This is a genomic window from Thiomicrolovo sp. ZZH C-3 (genome assembly GCF_054862725.1).
The window spans coordinates 844,159-867,384 of the sequence record NZ_JBTKXX010000001.1; the positions used below are offsets into that span (position 1 = coordinate 844,159).

A 23,226-nucleotide genomic window follows, 5' to 3' on the forward strand; every position below is an offset into this window, starting at 1 on the left:
TAGTAATTATGTTCACGATTAAATTGATTTTTCTTATATGAAATTAATTTCTGCCGCTCTATACTGAGAGGTAATGAATAGCTGTTTTTCTCACGGCTTTGCACCGAAGGGGAAGGGGAGGCTGTTCAACGTTGTTTGATATTTTGTACTGCAAGAAAAGCCTAACCCGGTGCGAGCCGGGGGCGGAAAGCTACGGATCTTCTCGAAGATGGCCGGGTTGCCAAAAGTGGGGTAACCAGGTCAAAACATTTACTGATTCACCCGGTTGCCCTCCTTTTTGATTTGAGTACTTCGATGCCCGAGCGTGTTAAACGGTTGGGACTTGGAACGTTCTTGGAAGAGACGTTCTATTAACAGGAGACTCTAAAAATGAAAGCTTCATTTCGAGAAAAATGGGGGCTGATCAAGCGCATGGTAGGCGCGGGAGCACTGCTCTTCGCCGTGGCGGCGTCGGCCAACATCAGCTATACGCTCGAAGGGTGCCGATCCACGTCCATTCCCGACGGGTACGATCTGGCCGCGAACGATTACGTCTGCCCCGACGGGGCCTATACGACCGGTAACCTGAAGGGGTGGGCGGAGCTCGACCTCGTCCCGCACCGGGTGACGATCCAAAACAAGGGGAGCGATCCCCAGAAATTCCTCTTTACCGTAGGCGGTGACTTCCAGCAAACCGAAACCGGTGATCTCCGCGGATGGGATTATGTCTCTGTCTTGGTACTAGATGAGGAGCTCTCCAACCAGATCTGTAAAGACTGGGCTTTCGCCAACCAGGATCAGCTGGTGGTCCAGGAGCTTTACATCACGCCTGACAACCAGGGGGCGGGGGGTGTCTTTACGACGATCTACCGCCAGATTTCCGTAGCTGAAGGTACAACAGCGGGCGGTGAATATGCGGCCAACGGTCTGCCGGGCGGTGCGGTCTGTGTCGCGAACTACTTTCAGCGTCTTGCGCTCGGTTCCCACCTCTATCCGGGCTCTTCACTGCAGTCGAATCTGTGGAATGAAGATCTCGATTCGGGCGGGATCGGCGAGAAACGTGTCCAGCTCCCCGACGTCAAAGCGATTGAGACCAGCAAGGACATGACGGCGCGCCAGGCACAGTCATATGGCTGGGCCATCTCCAAAAGCGGCCCGGCGACGGTTGCGTTCGGTGACACCTGTGCAGAGGGTGCCCCCACCAGCAAACTGGTTGATGTCAACGTGACCTGGACGAGACTCCCTTCCACACCGGTCGGAACCGTCGGTGTGCATACGAAGATCTACGTGACCAACGTCTCTTCGCGTGAGATCTACGCCAATGTCTCCGATGTTGTCTACTACAGCGGCGGTATGACCAGTGTGCAGCCCGATGCGTGTACACCTTTCCTGATGCCATCCAACTACTCCGGGGTGGTCTGCGAACACGATATTATCGTTCCCGAAGGGGAGAGCACCGGACTTTATGACATCGCGACGATCGGCTTTGGTGACCCGTACCTTCCGGATGTGCCGATCACGGTTACACTGGGTGCGACAGCGTCCGCTTCGGTCCAACCGGGCGATACCCTGAATGCGACGGCAACGGTGAGAGACCATGAGTGGATCGAAAGTACGAACGGACTGATGCGTTTCGCCAGCGGTGCCTTTGTGCCGGGTGATATCGGTGCATACGATAGTCCGTATGTCTCGGGAACAGAGACCGTCGGTGACGTTAACTGGACCTCCTATACCGTTGAAGACAGCGGTGCGCTTGTCTTCCACAAGACCGTTTATATCACCGGTCCGATGATCGCAACCGGTACACTGAGCGATACCGCAACACTCGTGGCTGACGGCGGCTTCACGCCGGACGCGGCGCATCATGAAGTTGCGCTCTCTGCCGATGCGACCGTCGCACTCACGATCAATAAAACCATGCCGGACGTCCTCGACGGCGCGGACAGTGTCGATGTACTCTTTACCGTCTCGAAAGAGGGGATGGATGACATCAACCGGACCCTGACCTTCACGGCGCTTACACCATTGACACAATCCGTGAAGATCGAAGGGCTGGAACCGGGTGCGTATACCGTGACGGAAACGGCCCCGACCGGGTTTGAACCGGAAATCAGTGCGATCAAACCCGTCACGATTACGCTGCCTTCCTGCGGCGAATCCGTCACCTTCAACAACCAGCTCGCCGGCCAGCCTGCGGTCAAGGTCATCAAGGTGACCAAACCGGCCGAGATCGAGGGCGTGCCGCAAAAAGGCGATTGGAACATGACCCTTTATAAAGAGACCGCTCCGGATGTCTGGACGGTTGTGACCTCTTTGCTCACCGATCCCAACAGCGCGACGAACGTGCTCGTACCGGAAGGTGAACTCGAAGAGGGACACTATAAAGTCGTCGAAATCATGAAAGACGGCTGGTACATGTCCAATCAATCCGGTGACTGCGACTTTACCGTCGACTACCCCGAAGATCTCTATCGTGCGGACTACGAGTGCCAGTTTGAAAATACCAAATATGCGACGGTGATCATCAACAAGCTGACGGTGCCCGCGGGTATGCCGGATTACTTCCACTTCACCCAGGATATTAACGGTTCGTATGATCTGAACCTGACCCATCTGGGATCGCACACCTTCATGGATGTGATTCCGAAAACCTATACGGTGACAGAGGATGATCCGACACCGGAGTATGACCTGATCGGTCTGGCCTGTGTCGAGCTTGACGGCGTGGAGAACAGCTCCACCTCTCTGAGCCAGCGCGAAGCGACCATTGTCGTCGATCCGGGTGAAACGGTCCAGTGTACCTACACCAACCGTAAACGCGGACAGATCGAGCTGATCAAGTATGAGAACGGTACGATGTCCTACACGATGGGATGGTCATTCACCCTCAGCGGCAACGGCGTGAACATCGTCGATACGCCGGATGCGAACGGACTGGTGGACTTCAATGATGTCTGGCTGGTGCCGGGTCTGGAATATACGGTATGTGAAACGGGTATCCCGGTTGCCTGGGAAAACCTCTGGTATGTCGAAGGCTCTCCGGTACCGTATGATAATCCGGCATCCGGGGAAGCGTCGAACGAAAACCACTGTTACGACTTCAGTGTCGAGGCGAATCAGACGATCCACTTCGAAGTACACAACAACTATACGCCTCCGGGAGGCGAACCGCGTACGATCGGCTACTGGAAGAACTGGACGACCTGTGACGGTCACGGTAATCAGCAGGAAAAAGCCGAAGCGGCGAATCTGCTCGCGGGTGAAACCCAGGTCTGGCTGGTCGATTATGTCCTGCCGATCACCCTGGGCGGCTTTGTCGTCGACAGCTGTGAGGATGCGGTATCCATCCTGGATAAACGCGATGTCTCCAGCGGCAAGAAACGCGCCGGCGATGCGGCCTACGGCCTCGCGGCGCAGTTGATGGCGGCCAAGGCCAACTATGCCGCCGGTGCGACACAGTGTAGTGCTGCGACCGATGCCATCAATGCAGGGGATGCCCTGCTGTCATCCATCGGCTTCGACGGCACCGGGGGTTACCTCAAAGGCGGCAAGAACGCCGCGGCCCAGAAAGCGGAAGCGACCTCGATTGCAGGCGCGCTTGACGCTTACAACAATGGTACGCTCTGTCCGTAACCGTTAGGCAAAGGCTTTGTGCCTTTGCCCTGTTATCTTCCCATTCATCACATTTCAATCACGTTGTACTTTATCTTCTCTTTTTTACGTTCGAAATAGAAAACTGTTTATCAACATTTATTATGATATGCCCGCTATTTAAAGGAGAAGTATGAAAAAGGTTACGATTCTCGCGGCTGCCCTGTTGGCGTCGGCCCTCTATGCGGCACCGGCTGCCGATCAGGAGGCGGAAGCCGCCAAGGCGCGCCAGGCGGCGATGCTCAAGCAGATCCAGACGGAGCTGGGGCTCAGCGACAAGCAGACGAAAGAGTGGGGGGAGATCCATGAACGCTACCTCGAGGCGCATATGAAACTGCGGGTCGATCAGAACAATGAGATCCAGGCGCTGCTGAACGATGAACAGCGCAAAAAATTCGAGGAGATGCAGCAGCGTTTCCGCGAACGTCTGAACCAGCGGATGGGTGCACAAAAGTAAGTGCCCCTCCCGCGACCGCTATAATGGCGTTATGCAAATCCTCAAGACGCCCGTTTCCACCACCGTTGAAATCAAACAGTCCAAATTCATCGCCCACCTTGTTCCCCATAAACTCTTCGAGCCGACCCTGCAGCGTCTGAAAGCGGAACACCCGAAAGGACGCCATTTCGTAACGGCCTTCCGCTTCCTGAACGCCCATGCGCAGGTGGTCGAGGGGAGCAGCGACGACGGGGAACCCAAAGGGACTTCCGGCAAACCGAGCCTCGCGGTCCTGGCGGGGCACGACTTGATCGACGTGGCCGTCATTACGGTGCGCTATTTCGGCGGCACGAAACTGGGGACGGGCGGGTTGGTCCGCGCCTATACCCAGGCGGTTTCCGATGCCGTGGCCCTGGCGGAGCTGACCGAGTATATTCCCCAGGAGGAGGCCCTTTTCAGCTGCGGTTACAGCGCGGTGTCGCAGGTGGAGTACCTGCTGGGGGAGTGCGGTGTTTCCGATGTCGAGAAGTCGTTCGGAACCACGGAGGTCCGCTGGAAGGTCAGGGCGGGCAAAGAAGCGCTGGAAAACTTTTTTACGCAGGCGGGCCGTCTCTTGCAGCCGCACCCCTGACGTCGCCTGCGCTTTATACGAAGAGCCGCAGCCGCAGCTGTTTTTCCGCTTCGATAATCACAAACAGCAGAACCCCCAGTCCAACCATCAGCAGCAGGTCCGGCAGCGCAACCGCCTCCGTCCCGAAGACCCCTTGAAGCCAGGGGATGTAGGTGATGCAGAGCTGTCCGAGCACGACAAGGCCGACAGCACTCCAGACGATGGGGGTGCCGCGGAGCGAGCTGAATGAGAGGGACGCATTGCGGAAGTTCCGGATAAAAAGGAGATGGAAGATCTCCAAGACGACAAGGGTGTTCATTGCGAGGGTACGGGCCAGGGCTTCGGAGTCCCCCCGGGTAACGGCATAGTCGTAGATGCCGAAGACGCCCGCGAGAAAGAGGGCCGCAACGAGGACAATGTGCCACAGCAGTCCGCCGCCGAGGAGGGATTCGTCCCGGGAACGGGGCGGGCGACGCATGGCGTTTGGCTCGGTCGGTTCGAACGCGAGGGCGATCCCCAGCGTGACCGCGGTGATCATGTTGACCCACAGGATCTGGACGGGGGTGATGGGCAGGGCCATTTGCAGCAGGAGCGCGGCGATAATGGTCAGTGCTTCGCCCGCATTGGTCGGCAGGGTCCAGCTGATGACCTTCTTGATATTGTCGTAGACCGTTCTCCCTTCGCGGACGGCGGCGACGATCGAGGCGAAATTGTCGTCGGCGAGGACGATCTCCGCCGCCTCTTTGGCGGCTTCGCTGCCGCTCCTCCCCATGGCGATCCCGGCCCCTGCCCGTTTGAGGGCGGGGGCATCGTTGACGCCGTCGCCCGTCATGGCCACGGTCATGCCGTTGGCCTGGAGCGCCATGACCAGCCGCAGTTTGTGTTCCGGGCTGGTGCGCGCAAAAACGCCTGTCTCGGTGACGGCCTTTGCCAGCGCGGCATCGTCGAGGGTTTCGAGCTCCGGTCCCGTCAGCACCGTATCGGCATACTCCAGGCCGAGGGCTTTGCCGATGGCCAGCGCCGTGGAGGCATGGTCGCCGGTGATCATTTTCACCCCGATCCCGGCGCGCCGGCATTCGGCCACGGCGTCGACGGCTTCGGGACGCGGAGGGTCGATAAAACCTGCCAGCCCGAGGAAGATGAGCCTCCTTTTCAGATCGGAGTGCTCCAGTACGGCGTGTTCCGCCGGCATGGGCGCGAGGGCGAAGGCCAACACCCGCTGCCCCCGGGAGGCGACGGCTTCGGCCTGTTCGTGCCAGTACTCCCGATCCAGCGGGGCGGTGGCATCCTCTCCGTCCCTTTGTGCGTCACACAGAGCGAGGAGCGCTTCGGGTGCGCCCTTGACGAAGATGGCGGCACGGTTTTCATGGTCGTGGTTGAGGGTTGCCATGAATTTGTGGGCGCTGTCAAAGGGGATGGCGTCGCTTCGCCCCCACCGATTTCGGGTCTGGGCAAGATCGCCCCCCGCCTTGCCGTAAAAAGCGAGTAGGGCTCCTTCCATCGGGTCGCCCTCGATCTCCCACACCTCCTCCTTTTTCAGCAGTTCGGCGTCGTTACACAATACGGCGGCCTCCCCCAGTTCGAGCAGTGCGGGGGCACTGCCGGGCGGCACCGCCTTCCCCTCTGTTTCGATCGTGCCGACAGGCGCGTAGCCGCTGCCCCCGACCGTAAAACGTTTGCGGGAGGTGACGACCGTGGCGACGTTCATTTCGTTGCGCGTCAGCGTACCGGTCTTGTCGGAGCAGATGACGGAAACGGCGCCCAGCGTCTCGATCGCCGGGAGGCGGCGGACAATGGCATTACGCCGGGCCATCGCCTGTACGCCGACCGCGAGTGTGATGGTCAATACGGCCGGGAGTCCTTCGGGAATCGCTGCAACGAAGATGCCGACGACGGCCATAAAGAGCTCGGCAAAAGGGTGGCCGAGGAAAAAGTGGCCGGCAACGAGAATGAGTGCGGCGATGATCAGAATAAACAGGGTCAGCATTCTGGCAAATCTGTCCATCTGCGCGACCAGGGGGGTGTGGAGGGTCTGTACCTCCGAAAGCAGCCCGCTGATGCGCCCGATCTCGGTCCCGCTGCCGGTGGCGATGACGACGCCGGTACCCTGACCGCGGGTCACGGTCGTGCCGCTGTAGGCCATGCAGACACGGTCACCCAGAGGGGTGTCGGTCCCGACGGGTGCCGTCCGCTTCTCCACGGGGACCGACTCCCCGGTGAGAATCGCCTCCTGGACCTGGAGACTGTTGGCCTTGAGCAGCCGCAGATCGGCCGGGATCTTGTCACCGGCCTCGAGCATAACGATATCGCCGGGCACCAGCATCTCTCCCAGGACGGTGCGGCGCTGACCGCCGCGCACGACGGAGGAGTGCAGCGCGAGCATATGTCGGATCGCCTCAAGCGCCTTTTCGGCCTTGCCCTCTTGCAAGAAGCCGATCAGGGCATTGATGAAGACAACCGCGAGGATGACCGCGGTATCAATGAGGTGCCCCAGCAGCGCCGTGATAAGGGCGGCGCCGAGGAGGACGTAGATGAGGATGTTGTGAAACTGTGCGAGGAAGCGCAGCAGCGGGTGCGGCTTCGGCGGTTCGGGCAGCCGGTTGGGGCCGTACACTTCAAGCCGTGCAGCTGCTTCATCCTCGGGCAGCCCGCCGGACGAACTCTTCAGAGCTTCCAGGGCCTTCTCGGCATCTTCGGCATGCCAGATCAGTACGTTTTCCATGACGTTCCTCCTGAGAGTGCGCAGGGATAAACGATTGTAGCAAAAAAACGGGGAGTGTGCGGGGAGGCGGCATGCCGCCCGTGCGGCGGCGCGGGGGCTGGGTTAGAACTTGCCCAGCACCGATTCGAACATCGCGTAGGCTTTGCGCAGCCAGACCTTGGCACGCTGGCGCTCCATCAGGTTCAGGTGGGGGGTGCCGTTCTCTTTGAGGTTGGCGGCGGCCCAGAAGCTCAAGGTGTGTTTATCGATCTTCTGCATCGTCGGGGCGTGCAGGGCAGGCAGCGTGACCTCGTTGAGCGTCCCGTTCGCCGAGCTGGAAACGGAGGCGATGACGTCATCGACTTCGGAGAAATCGCTGCCGCGCCCCTCGTTTTTGACGACGGCACAGGTCATGACGACGCTGTATTTGGGCAGGAACTTCTTGAGCAGCTGCACGGAATCTTTGCCGCCGTCGACGAGGTACCAGTAGACGATCTCGATCCCTGTCTCTTCGCACATGCCGAGGACGTCATTTTCCTCGATCCAGCGGTCGAGAAAGCGCTCGGACTGCGCCGGCAGGTCGACCAGGATGTTGGTGTCCTTCTCCAGCGCCAGTTCCATGATCTTGTCGGTGCTTTCGAAAAAGTCGAGGTTGATCGCGTCGGTGAACTGCTCGTAGTAGCGGGTGAGCGACGCGTGGGAACGGTCCGCGTCCAGGCCGATGAAAGGGACATCGTTGTCGATAAAATACTGTGAGAGCAGGCGCGCGAAAACGGACTTGCCGACGCCGCCTTTCTCGCCACCGATAAAATGAATCATGCTCATGGTTTTCTCCGGCTCAATTAAGATATATGCTTGGCATTATATGCGCGTATAGTAGCGCTGCGGATATAAAGGCGGGCTGTGGAACCGGGGGCAGATCGGAAAATTTCTAAAGAATTACATCTGGGCTGACGTCCGCAATGCGTTCCCGAAATGAAAACCGTGCCTGTTTGAAGATGGCGGGCGTGATTTACTTCCGGTTTTTATAGCCGGCAAGCTTTGTTCTGACCGACGCCGACGCCTGGGCAAGGACAAATTTTATGTCTGCGAAATCTGTCGCTTGGTCGGCATTGAAATCGGTCAGCCGGTGCTTTGTCCAGCGCGTCCGATAACGGTCATCGATCGCGAACCTGACTTCCTGCAGGGCGGGCTGTCTGTGGACATACTGCCCCAGGACCTCCACGGAAGCTTTTTCCAGCGCGCAGTAGAGGTCTAGTTTTTCGGATTGCGAGCAGTCCGACACATGCGTTTTGCGCCATACGTTTTCGTCGGCCAGCAGCGCGTCCGCCCTGGTCAGAATTTCCAAGTCGGTCCGGGTGACGCGGATATCCCTCTTTTCATACTCCGGGAGCCCCAGAACGATCCCGTTTTCAGTTTTGTAGACACCGATGACGCCGAAAACAATATAGGCACCAAGAAGGAGGAGGGCCGAAAACGTGTAGAGTAGATACTTTTTCATCATCCGAACCGGCTCCTTCGTGCACGCTCCTAAAGCAGATGAGCGTATGCCCATTGTACTTCATCTCCCGGAAACGGGGAGGGTGCCTTCTATTTTGTGTACTTTTTTGTCAACCGGCAGAAGTCGTAAAAATCGCTCAGCATCAGGTAGCGGATCTCGACGTCTTCAAACTTTTTCTTCAGGATGGCATGGCCCTGCAGGTAGAGCTTGACATCGTTTTGGAACTCTTTGGGATAGTCGAGTTTTTCGGCTCCCAAGGAGGAAAAGCAGTCCAAAAATTCAAAAAACAGTGCCGTGACGGTCTTCTCTTTTTCCGGTGTCCTGTTGGAGAGAAAGTCCGTTGTCTCCTCAAATGTTTCGCATATTTTGGTCAAACACGCATTCATCTATCCCCTTTTTACTTTGGTCTGTCAGGGGGAAGTACAAAAAACATACCTGCCGTTTTTCAGGGCCGTGTTTCGACAATGGATATGCCGCCGTCCTGGGCTGAAAAGTGCCACCGCTTTGTCACGGTCCTTTCCAAGAAAATGCGGTCGTGGCTGACCAGAAGCAGCGCCCCCTCATAGGCCTTCAGGGCTGTTTCGAGGAGTTCGACCGCTTCGAGGTCCAGGTGGTTGGTCGGTTCGTCCATGATGATCAGCCCCGGCTTTTTTTCCATTCCCAGGGCCAGCAGCAGTTTGCGTGTTTCGCCGGGGCTGGGCACGCGGCTCTGCAGGAGCTGTTTCGGGTCGCTTCCCAGACGGGTGATCAGGCTCATCACCTCTCCTTTGCGCAGCGCATCCAGCTCTGAAACCTCCCGCATCACTGCTCTGGATTCGGATTCGGAGATCTCCTGGGGAAGGTAGAGTACCCCGCCTGGCCATCGCTGCATCGCCAGCAGGTAGCGCAGAAAAGTGCTCTTGCCCGTTCCGTTCTCCCCGGTGATACCGATCTTCTCCCCCGCATCGATCCGCAGCCTCGGGATCGCGAGTTCCCGCTCACCGTCGAGGTCGAGTGAGGCGGGGCCGATCGTGATAGGGAAGAGCTTGCGGTAGTGCCCCTGTTGCAAAGCGATCCCTTTTTCAAAATCGCGGCTGATCTTCTCCCGCTTCGCCTCGGCCTGGGCCAGGCGGCTTTTGAAACGCTCCAGGATCTTCCCGTCGGTCGCATCCTTGCCCGTAAAGACCGCCAGTTCCAGCTTTTTCTTGGTATCGATATCTTTGGGATCCACATGCCGTTTGGAGACCCTGGCGTCGGAGCGGTCCGCTCTCTGCCGCTGCGCCTGTACCTGGCGTTTGAGTTTTTTGACGGTTCTGCTTTGACGTTCGTGCCGCTCCCGCCGGAAGGCCGCCTCCTTTTCCCGCTCTGTTTTGGCGGCGGTATAGGGCATGTGCCGCATATCGGGCCTGCCGCGGTCGAGAAAAAGGGTGTGACGGCAGAGGCCGTCGAGCAGCCCCCGGTCGTGGCTGATCAGTATCCCGACGCCCCGGTAGCGTTGAAGGGCCCCGGCCAGCAGCGCTGCAGATGCCCCGTCCAGGTGATTGGTCGGTTCGTCCAGAACCAGGACGGGAGGGTTTTTGTAGAGCGCCGCGGCGATCTGGGCGCGTTTGCGTTCTCCGTGGCTGAGCAGCTCCCAGCTCCACTGCCAGCTGCTTTCAACCTTCAAAGCGTCCCGCAGGCGTACCGCCTCGCCGTCGAACGTATCCATAAAAACGGAAAAGTCCTCGGGCATGCTGTCGGTACGCTGTTCGCAGTAGTAGGCGTCCCGGTGATGCCGCAGCGTCCCGCCGTCGGGGTGCAGCCGGCCGCAGATGAGCAGCGCCAGCGTGCTCTTGCCGCTGCCGTTGGGGCCGACGACGCCGCTCCAGCCTTCGTCAAACTGCAATGTGAGGTCTTCAAACAGGGTGCCGTAACTGTCGGGGTATTTAAAAGAGAGGTGCTCGATCTGTAAATGGTAGGGCATAAAAATCCTTGTAACCGTTTTGGGTATCGATTATCAAGGACGGAAAGGGGTGTGAGAAATTATCCTGATAACCGTTTAGTTCAGAATAATGTTCATCAGCGCTCTCCTTGTAAGAATGACGGCATTATATACTACAATGCAGGTCTTGTCCATACGCAACGATCGTTGGTCCCCTATGACGATAGGGGAAATAACCATTCATCAAGCAGCCAAAGTGCGATCAGCATTATCAGGAAATAGCCCGCCAGCAGCGTATCCATCCCCGTCCACTTCAGCGCAACGGTGTGTCTCGCGGTGTAGTCGGAAGCCTTCAGGGATGTTTTGAAACAGGTCAGGGAAAGCAACCAGGCGCTTGCATAGGCCACGACGACCCCCGTGACGTTCCACCACATCCACATCACCTCCGGATGGGCCAGCCATAAGAAGAGGTTGGTGCCGACACCGAGAACAAGGCCTATGAGTATGGCGTTGCCGACGATGCGCCTGTGGAGCGCTCCGGCGAGGAAGACGGCCAGGACGGGCCCGTAAAAGGCCGAACCGATCTTGTTGATTGCTTCGATGACGGTATCGGCGATGGCCCCGACGACAAAGGCGAAGAGGATGATGGCCATACCCCAGAAGAGGGTCGTGATCTGGCTCAGGCGGATCTCTCTCGCCCCCTGGGTGTGCTTCTCCTTCAGGACAAAGTCGTGCAGTGTGACGGCGGAGAGGGAGTTGAGCGCCGAGTCGATGCTGGACATGGCCGCGGCAAGGATGGCGGCGATCAGCAGCCCTTTCACTCCAGAGGGAAGGTAGGCCAGGATAAACTGGGGGATGAGGTGATCGGCGGACGAGGCGGCGACAGTGGCCTGGAGCGCACTGTCCTGCAGGTAGAGCGTACCGACGGCAATGCCCATCATCACGTACAGCAGCGTCAGCGGAAAGCGCGCAAAACCGTTGAAGTAGAGGGAGCGTTTGGCGTCCCCGATGCTCCTGGCGGAGAGTTCACGCTGTACCTGGCTCTGGTCCGTGCCGTAATAGGCCGTGTAGAGGAAGAAGCCGCCGAAGAGGAATGCCCAAAACGGCATGCCGCCGTCACTGCCGAGTCCCCAGCTAAAATCGAGGGTCTGCAGCCGCTCCTTGGGGAAGCTCTCGAAAACGGTCCCGAACCCGCCAAGGAGATCGACGGCGATGGCGATGGAGACGATGACGCCCAGCAGAAGCAGCCCCATCTGGAAGATGTCCGAATAGACGACGGCCCGCATACCGCCGAGGGTGTCGTAGATCAGAATGATCAGGCCCATCGTCAGGATGGAGATCCATAGATCAAACCCGGTGATACTCTGCATGACGATGGCCGTCGCATACAGGGCGATACCCGTGCCCAGGGCGCGGCTGAGCAGAAAGATGAGGGCGACCGTATTGCGGACGCCGGTGCCGTAGCGCAGCTGCAGGTACTCGTAGACACTGACAAGCTTCAGCTGCCGAAAGAGCGGTATGAGAAAAATGGAGGTCACGATCATAGCCAGGGGCAGGGCCAGTTCGTACTGCAGCCATGTCAGGCCGCCGCCCTCCTTGACGGCGACAAAGGCCGGGATGGAGATAAAACTGATGGCCGAGCTCTGTGTCGCCATCGTTGAGATGCCCACGGCCCACCAGGAGAGCTTTCGGTCGGCGACATAATAGTCATCCTGGTCATGGTTCTCCCGGCCGATCCAATAGCCAAAAAGCAGCAGCAGCATCAAATAGGCACCGATAACGCACCAGTCTAGTAAACCCATACGGCTCCTTTGGCTTCAGTAGGTAGAGATAATGCCCTGTTTTCGTTCATATGCGAAACGCAGGCGCCTCTTAGTAGATCCCCGGAAAGAGGCGATAGCGCACACGCTTTGCATAATCAGCGTACCCCGGCAGCTCTTCGCGGAGGGTTTTGTCTTCGAGCGCGGTTCGGATCACGGCGATGATCAATGCCGCAATGGAAGGAATGAGGCTCCACAGGGAGTCCAGGGCGATAATGATGCCGATAAGAGCCAGAAGGTTTCCCGCATAGCCCGGGTGGCGCACGACCCGGTACGGGCCGCTGTCGCAGACCGTATGCCCCCGCTCTGTCTGGATACGCACCGTCGTGGAGAAAAAGCGGTTCTCGACGATGGCCCAGGCGGCGAAGGCGTAACCGAGCGCAATGATAACGAGCCCCAGCATGTTGAGCCACACCGGCATTGGCGGCGTCCACCCGTAGCGGTGGTCAAGCCCCGCGACGATGACAAGGGGAAAGGAGAGACTCAGGGCCATCAGCGGGGCAAGAATCTTGTCCCACTTTTTTGCACTCTGAGCTTTTTCCATACTGGCCCGCTCAGCGAGGAGCCCCGGATGCCTTTTCTCGGCAAAGTAACGTCCGCCTATTCCGGCGGCAAATATAAGCACGGAAAAGAGCCACCCCTGCCACCAGCCAATATCGCCTCCGCAGAGGAGCAGTACCAGCGGGATGATGAGGTAGAGGAGAACCAGGTTAAGCCATAGGCGGTGGCCTGCCGGCTGCGTCATGGTCGGATGGGCGGGTTTCAGTGGCATTTTTTTCTCCATTACAAACCGGATTTTCAGTGGACGGCTTGTGATAAACAGGGTCAGGCCAAGGTTTGATTGGCTCCTCCAATTTGCCGGACATCAGGCAGTTCATGTAATGATTCCATATTTTCGCCCTCACTTCAAACTATGGGTAAGGGCGAGGCACTGCATTCGCTTCATCCAACAGACCTAAAGACCACCGCTCCGTTGGACCAATCCGCTCGTTGCTGCGGCTTCCTGGTCTTTAAAAATCGCCATGGCCGTGTTCATCCGCGCGAATCCCAGCTTTTCGTAGAAGGGTTCGGCGCCGGGGTTGGCGTAGAGGATGATCTTGTTGTGGTCTTTGGAGCGTTCGACGAGCCTGCTGACGATTTGACGGCCGAGCCCCTTGCCCTGGTGGTAGGGGTGGACGGCGACATCGCAGATATAGGAGCAGTCGACGCCGTCGGCCAGCGCGCGGCCCACACCGACGAGGCGGCCCGAGGCATAGACGAAATACTTGTAGAGGCTGTTCGAAAAGGCGGTTTTGAGCTTTTCCGGTGGTTTGTCGCCCAGGGGCGCGGCCCTGTAGAGGTCGCTGAGCTCCTGCCAGTCGATATTTTTGTCCGTATCAAGCCAGGTGTATTGCATTGTGCTGCCTTTCAATCAAGCATGGCGACGACATCATCGAATGCACGACGCTGTTTCGGCGCAGGCGGGTTGACCCGGTAACCGAGCGGAACGAGCAGTGAGACGGCGTAGCGGTCCGGGTCGATTGCGAACCGCCGGAGAACCTTGTCGGCTTCGAAGCCGCCGACCGGACAGCTGTCGATGCCCAGAACGCTTGCGGCGTTCATGAGGTTCATCGAGGCCATGTAGCACTGCTTGTCGGCGTAATCGACCAGCTGCTCCGTGCTCAGCGCCGAGGTGTAGCCGTCATAGAAGGCTTTGGCGAAGTTCTCGAAATACTCGTCGCCGTCGCGGCGCAGCAGCGGTTCGACGTAGCCTTCGTCGATCCCGAGATCTTTCCGGGCGAGTACGATGACGACGGCCGATGCCGAGGCGATCTGTTCCTGGCCGAAGGCCGCTTCCTGGAGCAGGCGTTTTGAATGCTCCGAACGGATGACCAGGAACTGCCACGGCTCGATGCCGAATGCCGAAGGGCTCAAACGCGCGGCTTCGAGGATGTAGACGAGGTCCGTGTTGTCGATGGCGCGTGCCTCGTCGAAACGGCGTGTCGCGTGGCGGGAGTGCAACATTTCCATGTAGCGTGTTTTCATATTCATAGTTTAGCCTTTATAGGTAATGCAAGCGACACCGGAGAGCATCAGCACGATTCCGGCGAGCTTGGTGGTCGTCATGGGTTCGCTGGGCATATTAAACCATCCCAGGAAGCCCGCGAGCATCACGAAGAGCATCTGGCCGCTGAGGCCAAGGGTGAACATCTTGGCGATGCCGATCCTGGGAATGAGGTAGTAGTACAGTGTAATGCCGATGACGCTGAAGAGCCCGCCCGCGATCCACAGGTGCAGGGGAACCGAGGCGGTCTGCAGTTTCGATGGCCACTGTACGGGGCTGCCCATCACCCAGAGCATGGCGAAGGCGGTGCTGACGCCGTAGGCGATCAGCGATGCGAGCACCGGGCTGCGGAGCGAGACCCCCAGTTGGGCGTTGAAGCCGCCCTGCACGGCCAGCGAAACACCCGCGAGAAATGCCGCCAGGTAGAGAAGCGCTGCGCTCATTGGGATCGTACCGAGACCGCGGCGGTCAAAGCGGGCAGGCCGATGCAGCGGGCAACAAGGCGCAGGTGCGGGGAGCTGCCGGCGAGACGGTGTACACCGTTTTTCAAAACGTTTCCTTTTCGCACGCCCCCGTTCGGGGGCGGCATGATTTGTATAGAGACAACGGCTGTGCTCTATACGGGCAATCTTAATAAAAAGGGAGGGCGGCTGTCATTTACATAGGTTGATGCGTTTTGAGATTTCGACGGATTCGGCTGAGCTGTGTCGGCGTGATGCCAAGGTGCGCCGCGATATGGTGCTGGCTGACCCGTTTTTCAATATCGGGATATTTTTCCAGGAAGGCGAGGTAACGCGTCGTTGCGTCGTCGAGCACCAGCGCGATCTCGAGGCGTTCGCGCTCGATCACCCATTTCTGCTCCAGGTAGGCGATGTAGAAATCCTTCAGATCGTTACGGGTGTCGATCAGCGCACGGTAGTGCCGGTACTCGAGTACGACGACCTCGGTCTCCTCGAGCGCTTCGATGGCGAATTCCGAGGGGGTGCCCTGCAGCATCGAGGCTTTCGAACCGGCGAAGGTGTGCTCGGGAAAGAGGTTCTTGTTGTAGAGGTTCCCCTCTTCATCGATAAAATAGGTCCGAAGCAGTCCCGATCCGATGAAATAGAGCGCGGTGGCGCAGTCTCCAAGCCGCAGCAGCGTATCGCCTTTGCCGTAGCGTGCGAAGGAACAGCCCTTCTTAAGCGCTGCCCATGTGGCATCGGAGATCGGCGAATAGGAGTCTATCGCCGCTCTGAGCGATAACAGGTGCCTCTTCATGGTCGCCTCCTTTGATGCGGTATGCCAATCAATGTGTGACCCTACGAATGATAGATTACGCGTTTCCTGCCACACGTATAATATTGAGCCCCTCGCTTGCCGAAGGCACCTCAAAATATTGGGTGACATGGTTGAACACGGCCTCGTTATCGAACTGTGCCCGTTCCGGCTGCTCGGTTCGGCGCTTGGCAATCCGGGAGAGACACTGCGCATTGCTCACGTCGAGAAAGATCAGCTCATGTTCGCACGCGACTTCAGCGCAGAGTTGTCTGAACCACTCCCTTTGGCGTACCGTATTCGCCGGAAAGTCCATCACCACGTTCGTGCCTGCAGTGATGATCTGCTGCACGTGTGATTTCACAAACGGCTTGATAAGCATGGAATACCTCAGGTAGTCGTCAAATGTATTGATCTGACCGGGGTAATGCGATGAGAGCCAATCGTCTTCGGACAAAAGGACCGCATTTTTTTCGACTGACACGGCTCTTGACTTCGTCGATTTCCCTGCGCCCATCTTTCCGCAGAAAAAAGTGAGCGTTCCTTTTGGTTTCATAATTCCTTCTTTATGGAGAACGTTTAAAGTAAGCAATCAAAAAGTCGTTTGAGAGATTTTGACTGCTTTTCACTGCCTAATGATGAAATAGACCGGTTTTGTACTCTACTTCCCTCTGTTTTCAAATCTCGTGATGGTGTCGCTGAGATATTTTCGTATCTCCTTTAACGACTCATGCGCCTGGACATATTTTTCTCTTAGTTCCGGTTCATCAAAATAAAAATCGTCGCGATCGTAGGTCCCGATCTGTTTGAGGTTTTCAAAAGCCATATCGATGTGCTGAATGCGCTGTTCAATGCTTCTGATCAGTATTTTTTGATGATGTTGTGACATTCGTTTTCCTTGTTTGGGTTGACGCTTTGAGACTGATCGACTGCCTATTCAGCAAGGGGGTACTTCAGCTCTATAAAGTCTATATGCATGATCCGCTCTTTTGATCTTCTCTGATTTGTCATGCGTCTTCAGGGCTTTCATCTTCTGAATACTGCAATATACATCAGAACCAGGAGTGCCAAGAATAGCACACCAATCTTATTGCTGAGAATATCCATTCGAGACACATCATACCAATTCTCTTTAGGTTGGGGAGATTGATCGTCGTTTTGAGTGATACCTGCTTGTTTATTTTTTTTGTCCCAAAAAACAAAAAATACAATGGACAGGACAACGACTGCTAATACGGCTTCTATATTCTCATACAGTAAATCAAGTCCATTTAATTTCATATTTTATCCGCGTACCTTCTTTGTCACATAACGTATCAAATGAGCCAATGAATTGCCCGCAGGGTAATTTATGGGCTCCACTGGTTTGTTAGCTCACTGCTTCTTTCTTTTGGTGGCTAAATATTTTGTATGCCGAAATCATCAGCACAAACGCCAACAGCATTACAAGCACATCGCTGGAAACGACTCCCAGCATTGCCGAACCTGCGGCGGCACCGATAATCGACCCGATGCCTAAAGCGATGAACAAGCTCCGTTCTTCACGCAATACGATAAATGCCTGGCTTTTTGTGTATCTGGCAAACCCGACCAGCATTGTCGGCAGGCTGATCGCCAGTGACAGGCTACCCGCCAGTTTTACATCAACGCCGTAAAGAAGGACGATGACGGGAATCAGCAGCTCGCCACCTGCAACCCCGAGCATCGAAGCCACGACACCGATACCAAACCCCGCTATGATACCCGCAATAACTTCTATGAGCCACGAATCAAAAAGAGCTCCATTTTGCTCCTGTAAAAACCAGTGCTCCAGTATTAGAACTACGGCAAGAAACAGCAACAGCACAAGCACAATGCGGTCGAGTGTCTGTTCTTTAATCTTCATGGCAAAACCCGCAGCGATCCACGCACCCGCCAGTGATCCCAAAAGCAGGTTGAAAAGAATGCTTTTGTATTCCAAAATCTGTTCAAAAGGGATTTCGTAGGAGCGAAAAATTAATGCAAAGAAGACAACAATCAGCGAGGTGGCTTTATTGAGTATAACCGCTTTGAGGGTATTGAGTCTAAAAAGTCCCTTCAGTATCGGCAAGCGAAATTCCGCTCCGCCCAGACCGATAAGCCCAGCTAGTGTTGCAACAGAAGCCCCGGCACCGAACCCTTGAATAAAACGCTTCATATTGTGATGAAACCTCTGATTTTTTTTATAGACATCAATAAACCTCTTTATCTTTAGCTAACGTTTAAAATGAGCAATCAAAAAGCTGCCCGCGGGGTTTTGATCGGTCTCCTCTGATTTGTTAGGAGATTTAGTCTCCACCACCGCCATCAAATCCATGGCCTCCCGATGATGAGCCGTCACTTGAGAAATAATTCCAAAATGCATACCATTTGACTTCATCGTCAGGGTAGTACCCATCCCCTCTAAATTTTGCATATCTACTCAATAAATAGAGTTCGACCATTGCGCCAATGAAAGGGACAAATAGAACGAAAAGTACTTTGTAGAATTTTTGCTGAGCTGTATATAGTAAATCTTCCTCAATCACTGCATAAAGTGCAGCTAAATCAAGAAGTATAAACAAGGCTACAGGCAGAATCCACAAGTACTCCATTTGTTCTCCTAACGTTTAAAATGAGCAATCAAAAAGCCGCCTCGGGTTTTTGATTGGTCTCCTTTGGTTTGTTACACATTTTCCGGATAGTTTTCATGTTTGCTTCTTATGGGGTATTGTGATGACGACGTTGCCGACTTTATGTCCCTGCTCAACAAACCGGTACGCTTCGATGATCTCTTCAAAAGCGTAGCGGCGGTCGATCAGGGCGCGGAATTTCCCCGTTTCGCGCAGACGGCGCAGCAGTGTCAGTGTAGCAGGTACGTCGTAGGGCGTGGGAAAGATGCAGCGCCGCTGTTTTAGAAACGGTGCCAAAAGCGGGGTTATCAGAGGCAGGTAGAGGTTCTGCCACAAAAAGCCGAGGTCCGAGGAGATGTAGGCCCCGCCGGGGTTGAGCAGACCGTAGCAGCGGAAAAATGAGCTTTTGCCGACGGTGTCGAAGACGTAGTCGTAACGCTGGGCATCCCGCGTGAAATCGTCGCGGGTGTAGTCGATGACACGTTCGGCACCCAGGGATTTTACGGTGTCGGTGTGCGCAGCGGCGCAGGTCGCCGTCACCTTGACGCCCATGGCCGAAAGCAACTGCACCGAAGCAGAGCCGATGGCACCCGTGGCACCGTTGACAAGGACATGGTCACCGGCTTTAAGCGGAACCTTGTTGATGAAGTTCTGCGCATAGTGCGCCCCTTCGCTCCCCGCGGCGGCTTCGGCAAACTCCAGCCCGTTCGGGATCGTCGCAGCCAGTGATGCATCGATGCAGAGGTACTGCGCATGGGCACGCGCCCCCGTATCGTCAAAACCGAATACCCTGTCGCCGGGTGTGAGTCCTTCCACCTCCGCACCGGCGGCAACCACGACACCGGCAAATTCGGTGCCGGGAGTCTGTTTCGCCGGAACGAACAGACCTGTGATGATACGGGCAAAAAAAGGCTTGGCGCGGATCGTGGCGCAATCGGTCCGGTTGACGGTGGTCGCATGGACTTTGACGACGATGTCGGTGCTCTTGGGAACGGGTATTTCGATATCTTTGAAAAAGAGACGTTCGGGCGGGCCGTAACGGGTATAGCAGAGCGCCAGCATCGCAATCTTCTCCTTTAAGCTGTCTGTCTGTGCTTATCATAACGTATAAAGTTCCCGACCGACGGTAAATGCAAGGCTATACAAAGCGCCCGCGGGTTTTTGATTGGTCTGCTCTGATTTGTTATCACTTAGTATTCAAACATTTGTACCAAAATATTTGATATGTTTTTTGACACTTTTTCGTCGACGTCACCGATTTTTTTTATCAATCTTGTTTTGTCGACGGTTCTGATCTGATCCAGAAGCACCAGCCCGTTTTTGTTTTCAAATTTTATCTTCGGCCTGAAGATGAAATCGAATCCTTTGCTGGTCATGGGAGCGACGATAACGGTTTTGAGGACATTCAGTTCGTTGGGAGAGATGACGATGCAGGGGCGTGTTTTTTGGATTTCAGATCCGACCGTGGGATTCAATTTGACCAGGTATATCTCGAATCTTTTAATGTCGGCTACCATTCGTAGTCATCCAGATCGCTGTCGTCGAGAAGATCTTCCAGGAGCGCTTCGTCTGTTTTGCCCTTACTGGCCGCCAGAACGGTTTTGATGTTTTCGCCCCATGTCTCTCTCCCGGTATTGTTCACCGGTTTGATCAATAAGCCGCTGTCCAGAACTTCAAACTCCAGATTTACGTTTTCCAGATGCGCTTGCTTGATGATCGCTTTTGGAAGTCTGATACCTTGCGAATTTCCGATTTTAATTAAAGATGCCATATCGAACTCCTTCTATTTTAGTAATTATATTGTAATTACATAATGGTGTCAATTGGAGATGAGTGATAACGGTCGCGCTGAGCACCGCTGAGTCAGACTTCATAAATCAGCTTGCTGATTTCTGGAGGCTGGCTTAGCGTGTGACTCCTGCCATTTGTTGGTCGTAGCGAAGCGGAGACCGGCAGATGGCAAGGTGGCACGTTCAGTGCACAGCGCGACCGTTGCTCGTTCTCGCAAAGCGGGAACGAGCAACGTTTGAGTTCACCAATAAATGCCCGCAAGGCATTTATTGGTGTGCGACGATTTGTTAGATTTTTATTCATCGTACCCTCGTATGTATTCATGCGATGGAACTGTCATTGGCATTACTAAGCCTTCTCTTTCATGCTCTAATCTCTCTTCACGTAATTGAATCATCTGAACAAAGTAAATAATGGCACATCGGGCAAGTTTTAATGTCAACAAAGAATCTTTTGCGAAATCATCATATTCATAATGTTCGAGGCATCTTGATTTGCTTTCTGGCAATGAGCCAAAGTCATGTAAAATAGTAAACCTGTGGGTAGACGAATTTCGTGCATTTTGCTTTTGATGGAGATAGCCTTCATGCTCGATTAAGTCTCTAGCGATCTCAGTTAACGCTAATAATGCAGTATTCCCGACACTAATTTCTGCTTCTACCTTTTTGGCAAAATCTTCTGATTTTTCTTTGAACCATGCTTGTTTGAAAGAGGTGCCTCTCGCACCACCAATATTTAGATAAGATAGGGCCGCAACTGCAATCTTGTCGAGGATATCCAAAGCTGCTCGTTGCGCTAGTGCCAATGCAGATTCATTGACTCCATAGCACGCATAATCTAAAGTATCACTATATGTGCCCGTATCCTCAAAATGACTACTAATAGCGTTGAATAATAGTTGTCTTGCAAGAATAAAATCAGATTTTATTACATTGAACATAGCAAAAATTTCAGGAATAGAATTATCTAAATCAATATCTGATGTAACAGATGCAATGCCCAATATATCCCATCTCTTAGACATATGCTTGTGCGAATGGATAGTCGGTGATAAAGTTAAATTATTGGATATTACAAATTCAATAAACTCATTCTCATTTTTATAATCAAAAGCTTTTGCTTTTGCATGAATTGAATCAATTTCAGCCAGAATTCCTTCGACAGCAACTTTTCCCGCATACACTTGTATGGAATCTTGATTTGAGATGACATGAGCAGCCAAATGCTCAATTTCTTGATTCAGTAAATCCACATCACCAATATTTTGATTTATAGCATAGCGAAGTATTTTTAGTGCTCCAGAGCTTGCAACCGCATTGTGACGATCCTCGTTTAATGCCAGAATATAGCAATCATATGCTTCTACCCAACGATATGATGACCAAAGCAAATTTCCTAAATTTGTAAAGGCTTGAGATCTAATTTCTGACGTTGCATTGCGGGCATTGGCAGAAACATAAAAAAGGCTTTTGGCTTTTTTTCTATTGTCGTGTGTTTCCTGATACCAAGTCAATCCATCATATGGTGTTGATGTAGCCAAAGCATGAAAACCATTGGCTAAGTTATATTGAAGCTCTGAACTTTTGGGATGTTCTTTGAGTGCAGCTTGATAAATTTCAACACCACGGGAGACGATATCTTTTTCCTTTACTGCTGCGCCCGCATCCACAAAAATAGCAGCCTTTAGAAGTCTAAAATTAGTAGACTCATCCAGTTTTTCAGCTTCTACTATTGCTTGTCTTGGATTTTTATCTAATAGATTCTGCAGATGTTCGGCAATTGCTTCAAATTCCAATGGTGCTCCTAGAATCTAACGGTCGCGCTGAGCACCGCTGAGTCAGACTTCATAAATCAGCAAGCTGATTTCTGGAGGCTGGCTTAGCGAGTGACTCCTGCCATTTGTTGGTCGTAGCGAAGCGGAGACCGGCAGATGGCAAGGTGGCACGTTCCGTGCACAGCGCGACCGTTGCTCGTTCTCGCAAAGTGGGAACGAGCAACGTCTAAAATGATCAATCAAAAAGCCGCCCGCGGGTTTTTGATTGGTCTCCTTTGGTTTGTTAACCTTTTTAATATTCATTCTTGCGTATCCCGAACGGACTTTCTGGCTTTCTCAAGTAGTTCCTTCCAGTTCCCGTGTAATGGTTCAGAAAGGGACTCTTCAAGAAAACTACACAAGTCCCAGAGAACACGTTCTTCAGCTTGGTCTTTAATTTCAAGTTTCTCTGAATTGCTAAAGCGAGAAAGGAACTCAAATAGCACGACTGCCTCTTCTTGTTTCAATGAAAGGCTAATGTCATTATGCTCCATAATCAATCCTATAGGTTAACGTTTAAAATGAGCAATCAAAAAGCCGCCCGCGGGTTTTTGATTGGTCTTCTTTGGTTTGTTATGCATACGCATATTTGTCACCAATGAATGACTCCGTATCAGACCAAGCCATATATTCTTTTTCAAGCTTTCCAAATTCACGGAACAACTTTCCCAGCCTGTTAATGGCGGCGGCCTCCGTTTGGATACAGAACTCTACGATTTCTTTATCGGGCAGCTCATGATTATTGCAAAATCTGATTTGAATTGCAGTCTTGCCAAACGAATTTGTTGTAAAGGCTCTAAATCTAAAATAATAGGCAAAACGATCTTCAGGTTTTTTCAGAGCCTATCTCATACAGAAATACATCACTGTTATGTCTAGGGAAATGCTCCAAATGTTCTGCGATTTTGATCAAAGACTCTGTATTATCGTAATACTCAAAACATGAAGAAATATTTCCATTTGATGCGTTCCATACCGACTGAATATGATACGGTTCTTCGTAAGGAATTCTTTCAATTTTGATGTAATTACTCATATCGTTCTCTTTCTGCATAACATAGAACGCACCAATAAGAAATCCGCCCGCGGATTTCTT

General features: G+C 54.1%; 25 protein-coding genes and 1 riboswitch. Of the genes, 3 read left to right on the forward strand and 22 right to left on the reverse strand.

From position 1 onward, the window contains the following. Positions 1–149: 149 nt before the first annotated feature. Positions 150–225: riboswitch (cyclic di-GMP riboswitch) on the forward strand. 144 nt (positions 226–369) lie between these two features. The 3 genes from ACXWTF_RS04315 to ACXWTF_RS04325 all read left to right on the forward strand — a co-directional run bounded on the left by ACXWTF_RS04315 (position 370) and on the right by ACXWTF_RS04325 (position 4,697). Beyond that, entirely contained in the window at positions 370–3,612 is a 3,243-nt protein-coding gene (locus ACXWTF_RS04315; RefSeq protein ID WP_461713775.1) for a prealbumin-like fold domain-containing protein, read from the forward strand. Positions 3,613–3,763: 151 nt separating this feature from the next. Continuing rightward, the gene (locus ACXWTF_RS04320; protein ID WP_461713776.1) at positions 3,764–4,087 is read left to right on the forward strand and encodes a hypothetical protein; all 324 of its coding nucleotides are present in this window, start codon (positions 3,764–3,766) and stop codon (positions 4,085–4,087) included. Between the two features lie 31 nt (positions 4,088–4,118). Beyond that, on the forward strand, positions 4,119–4,697 hold the full coding sequence (locus ACXWTF_RS04325) for an IMPACT family protein (protein WP_461713777.1): 579 nt from the start codon (positions 4,119–4,121) through the stop codon (positions 4,695–4,697). Between the two features lie 13 nt (positions 4,698–4,710). Here the strand turns inward: ACXWTF_RS04325 and ACXWTF_RS04330 are convergent, their stop codons facing one another. The 22 genes from ACXWTF_RS04330 to ACXWTF_RS04435 form a co-directional block, all read right to left on the reverse strand. Next, positions 4,711–7,398, reverse strand: coding sequence for a cation-transporting P-type ATPase (locus tag ACXWTF_RS04330; protein ID WP_461713778.1), 2,688 nt, complete (start codon positions 7,396–7,398; stop codon positions 4,711–4,713). Between the two features lie 102 nt (positions 7,399–7,500). Then, positions 7,501–8,202, reverse strand: coding sequence for a P-loop NTPase family protein (locus ACXWTF_RS04335; protein WP_461713779.1), 702 nt, complete (start codon positions 8,200–8,202; stop codon positions 7,501–7,503). Positions 8,203–8,389: 187 nt separating this feature from the next. Beyond that, the gene (locus tag ACXWTF_RS04340) at positions 8,390–8,878 is read right to left on the reverse strand and encodes a DUF6197 family protein (RefSeq protein WP_461713780.1); all 489 of its coding nucleotides are present in this window, start codon (positions 8,876–8,878) and stop codon (positions 8,390–8,392) included. Between the two features lie 89 nt (positions 8,879–8,967). Beyond that, a complete protein-coding gene (locus ACXWTF_RS04345; protein WP_461713781.1) occupies positions 8,968–9,252 on the reverse strand; it encodes a hypothetical protein in 285 nt (94 codons plus the stop codon). A 71-nt stretch (positions 9,253–9,323) separates the two neighbouring features. After that, positions 9,324–10,820 carry an ATP-binding cassette domain-containing protein gene (locus ACXWTF_RS04350; protein WP_461713782.1) on the reverse strand — a complete coding sequence of 499 codons (1,497 nt, stop codon included), beginning with the start codon at positions 10,818–10,820 and terminating at the stop codon, positions 9,324–9,326. 173 nt (positions 10,821–10,993) lie between these two features. Beyond that, positions 10,994–12,580: a sodium:solute symporter family transporter gene (locus ACXWTF_RS04355; protein ID WP_461713783.1), complete on the reverse strand. Its 1,587-nt coding sequence runs from the start codon at positions 12,578–12,580 to the stop codon at positions 10,994–10,996. Positions 12,581–12,650: 70 nt separating this feature from the next. Then, entirely contained in the window at positions 12,651–13,370 is a 720-nt protein-coding gene (locus ACXWTF_RS04360; protein WP_461713784.1) for a methyltransferase family protein, read from the reverse strand. Positions 13,371–13,553: 183 nt separating this feature from the next. Further along, complete coding sequence (locus ACXWTF_RS04365; protein ID WP_461713785.1) at positions 13,554–13,994, reverse strand: GNAT family N-acetyltransferase; 441 nt, start codon at positions 13,992–13,994, stop codon at positions 13,554–13,556. 11 nt (positions 13,995–14,005) lie between these two features. Then, a complete protein-coding gene (locus ACXWTF_RS04370) occupies positions 14,006–14,623 on the reverse strand; it encodes an NAD(P)H-dependent oxidoreductase (protein ID WP_461713786.1) in 618 nt (205 codons plus the stop codon). A 9-nt stretch (positions 14,624–14,632) separates the two neighbouring features. Then, on the reverse strand, positions 14,633–15,085 hold the full coding sequence (locus ACXWTF_RS04375; RefSeq protein WP_461713787.1) for a DMT family transporter: 453 nt from the start codon (positions 15,083–15,085) through the stop codon (positions 14,633–14,635). A gap of 214 nt (positions 15,086–15,299) precedes the next feature. After that, a complete protein-coding gene (locus tag ACXWTF_RS04380) occupies positions 15,300–15,899 on the reverse strand; it encodes a Crp/Fnr family transcriptional regulator (RefSeq protein WP_461713788.1) in 600 nt (199 codons plus the stop codon). Between the two features lie 55 nt (positions 15,900–15,954). Next, on the reverse strand, positions 15,955–16,452 hold the full coding sequence (locus ACXWTF_RS04385; protein WP_461713789.1) for an AAA family ATPase: 498 nt from the start codon (positions 16,450–16,452) through the stop codon (positions 15,955–15,957). Positions 16,453–16,557: 105 nt separating this feature from the next. Continuing rightward, positions 16,558–16,785: a hypothetical protein gene (locus ACXWTF_RS04390; protein ID WP_461713790.1), complete on the reverse strand. Its 228-nt coding sequence runs from the start codon at positions 16,783–16,785 to the stop codon at positions 16,558–16,560. Between the two features lie 137 nt (positions 16,786–16,922). Further along, entirely contained in the window at positions 16,923–17,177 is a 255-nt protein-coding gene (locus ACXWTF_RS04395) for a hypothetical protein (RefSeq protein WP_461713791.1), read from the reverse strand. 88 nt (positions 17,178–17,265) lie between these two features. Beyond that, positions 17,266–18,072, reverse strand: coding sequence for a sulfite exporter TauE/SafE family protein (locus ACXWTF_RS04400; RefSeq protein WP_461713792.1), 807 nt, complete (start codon positions 18,070–18,072; stop codon positions 17,266–17,268). 130 nt (positions 18,073–18,202) lie between these two features. After that, positions 18,203–18,508: a hypothetical protein gene (locus ACXWTF_RS04405; RefSeq protein ID WP_461713793.1), complete on the reverse strand. Its 306-nt coding sequence runs from the start codon at positions 18,506–18,508 to the stop codon at positions 18,203–18,205. A gap of 93 nt (positions 18,509–18,601) precedes the next feature. Further along, complete coding sequence (locus ACXWTF_RS04410) at positions 18,602–19,588, reverse strand: NAD(P)-dependent alcohol dehydrogenase (RefSeq protein ID WP_461713794.1); 987 nt, start codon at positions 19,586–19,588, stop codon at positions 18,602–18,604. A gap of 128 nt (positions 19,589–19,716) precedes the next feature. After that, positions 19,717–20,043: a type II toxin-antitoxin system PemK/MazF family toxin gene (locus ACXWTF_RS04415; protein WP_461713795.1), complete on the reverse strand. Its 327-nt coding sequence runs from the start codon at positions 20,041–20,043 to the stop codon at positions 19,717–19,719. Continuing rightward, positions 20,037–20,297: an AbrB/MazE/SpoVT family DNA-binding domain-containing protein gene (locus ACXWTF_RS04420; protein WP_416768822.1), complete on the reverse strand. Its 261-nt coding sequence runs from the start codon at positions 20,295–20,297 to the stop codon at positions 20,037–20,039. The genes ACXWTF_RS04415 and ACXWTF_RS04420 overlap by 7 nt, the downstream gene beginning before the upstream one ends. A 315-nt stretch (positions 20,298–20,612) precedes the next feature. Then, positions 20,613–22,112 (reverse strand): LA2681 family HEPN domain-containing protein, encoded by a 1,500-nt coding sequence (locus ACXWTF_RS04425; protein WP_461713796.1) that lies wholly within the window; start codon positions 22,110–22,112, stop codon positions 20,613–20,615. A 278-nt stretch (positions 22,113–22,390) separates the two neighbouring features. Further along, positions 22,391–22,624, reverse strand: a complete 234-nt coding sequence (locus ACXWTF_RS04430) for a hypothetical protein (protein WP_461713797.1) — start codon at positions 22,622–22,624, stop codon at positions 22,391–22,393. A gap of 332 nt (positions 22,625–22,956) precedes the next feature. After that, positions 22,957–23,166 (reverse strand): hypothetical protein, encoded by a 210-nt coding sequence (locus ACXWTF_RS04435; protein ID WP_461713798.1) that lies wholly within the window; start codon positions 23,164–23,166, stop codon positions 22,957–22,959. Between the last annotated feature and the right edge of the window lie 60 nt (positions 23,167–23,226).

Excerpts from the sequence above, each read along its gene's own strand:
- ACXWTF_RS04400 (WP_461713792.1), bottom strand. The coding sequence starts at position 18,072 with ATGAAGCGTTTTATTCAAGGGTTCGGTGCCGGGGCTTCTGTTGCAACA.
- ACXWTF_RS04385 (WP_461713789.1), bottom strand. The coding sequence starts at position 16,452 with ATGAAACCAAAAGGAACGCTCACTTTTTTCTGCGGAAAGATGGGCGCA.
- ACXWTF_RS04325 (WP_461713777.1), top strand. The coding sequence starts at position 4,119 with ATGCAAATCCTCAAGACGCCCGTTTCCACCACCGTTGAAATCAAACAG.
- ACXWTF_RS04330 (WP_461713778.1), bottom strand. The coding sequence starts at position 7,398 with ATGGAAAACGTACTGATCTGGCATGCCGAAGATGCCGAGAAGGCCCTG.
- ACXWTF_RS04415 (WP_461713795.1), bottom strand. The coding sequence starts at position 20,043 with ATGGTAGCCGACATTAAAAGATTCGAGATATACCTGGTCAAATTGAAT.
- ACXWTF_RS04420 (WP_416768822.1), bottom strand. The coding sequence starts at position 20,297 with ATGGCATCTTTAATTAAAATCGGAAATTCGCAAGGTATCAGACTTCCA.
- ACXWTF_RS04430 (WP_461713797.1), bottom strand. The coding sequence starts at position 22,624 with ATGGAGCATAATGACATTAGCCTTTCATTGAAACAAGAAGAGGCAGTC.
- ACXWTF_RS04390 (WP_461713790.1), bottom strand. The coding sequence starts at position 16,785 with ATGTCACAACATCATCAAAAAATACTGATCAGAAGCATTGAACAGCGC.
- ACXWTF_RS04375 (WP_461713787.1), bottom strand. The coding sequence starts at position 15,085 with ATGAGCGCAGCGCTTCTCTACCTGGCGGCATTTCTCGCGGGTGTTTCG.
- ACXWTF_RS04405 (WP_461713793.1), bottom strand. The coding sequence starts at position 18,508 with ATGGAGTACTTGTGGATTCTGCCTGTAGCCTTGTTTATACTTCTTGAT.
- ACXWTF_RS04315 (WP_461713775.1), top strand. The coding sequence starts at position 370 with ATGAAAGCTTCATTTCGAGAAAAATGGGGGCTGATCAAGCGCATGGTA.
- ACXWTF_RS04410 (WP_461713794.1), bottom strand. The coding sequence starts at position 19,588 with ATGCTGGCGCTCTGCTATACCCGTTACGGCCCGCCCGAACGTCTCTTT.
- ACXWTF_RS04370 (WP_461713786.1), bottom strand. The coding sequence starts at position 14,623 with ATGAAAACACGCTACATGGAAATGTTGCACTCCCGCCACGCGACACGC.
- ACXWTF_RS04340 (WP_461713780.1), bottom strand. The coding sequence starts at position 8,878 with ATGAAAAAGTATCTACTCTACACGTTTTCGGCCCTCCTCCTTCTTGGT.
- ACXWTF_RS04355 (WP_461713783.1), bottom strand. The coding sequence starts at position 12,580 with ATGGGTTTACTAGACTGGTGCGTTATCGGTGCCTATTTGATGCTGCTG.
- ACXWTF_RS04380 (WP_461713788.1), bottom strand. The coding sequence starts at position 15,899 with ATGAAGAGGCACCTGTTATCGCTCAGAGCGGCGATAGACTCCTATTCG.
- ACXWTF_RS04335 (WP_461713779.1), bottom strand. The coding sequence starts at position 8,202 with ATGAGCATGATTCATTTTATCGGTGGCGAGAAAGGCGGCGTCGGCAAG.
- ACXWTF_RS04435 (WP_461713798.1), bottom strand. The coding sequence starts at position 23,166 with ATGAGTAATTACATCAAAATTGAAAGAATTCCTTACGAAGAACCGTAT.
- ACXWTF_RS04365 (WP_461713785.1), bottom strand. The coding sequence starts at position 13,994 with ATGCAATACACCTGGCTTGATACGGACAAAAATATCGACTGGCAGGAG.
- ACXWTF_RS04350 (WP_461713782.1), bottom strand. The coding sequence starts at position 10,820 with ATGCCCTACCATTTACAGATCGAGCACCTCTCTTTTAAATACCCCGAC.
- ACXWTF_RS04395 (WP_461713791.1), bottom strand. The coding sequence starts at position 17,177 with ATGAAATTAAATGGACTTGATTTACTGTATGAGAATATAGAAGCCGTA.
- ACXWTF_RS04360 (WP_461713784.1), bottom strand. The coding sequence starts at position 13,370 with ATGCCACTGAAACCCGCCCATCCGACCATGACGCAGCCGGCAGGCCAC.
- ACXWTF_RS04320 (WP_461713776.1), top strand. The coding sequence starts at position 3,764 with ATGAAAAAGGTTACGATTCTCGCGGCTGCCCTGTTGGCGTCGGCCCTC.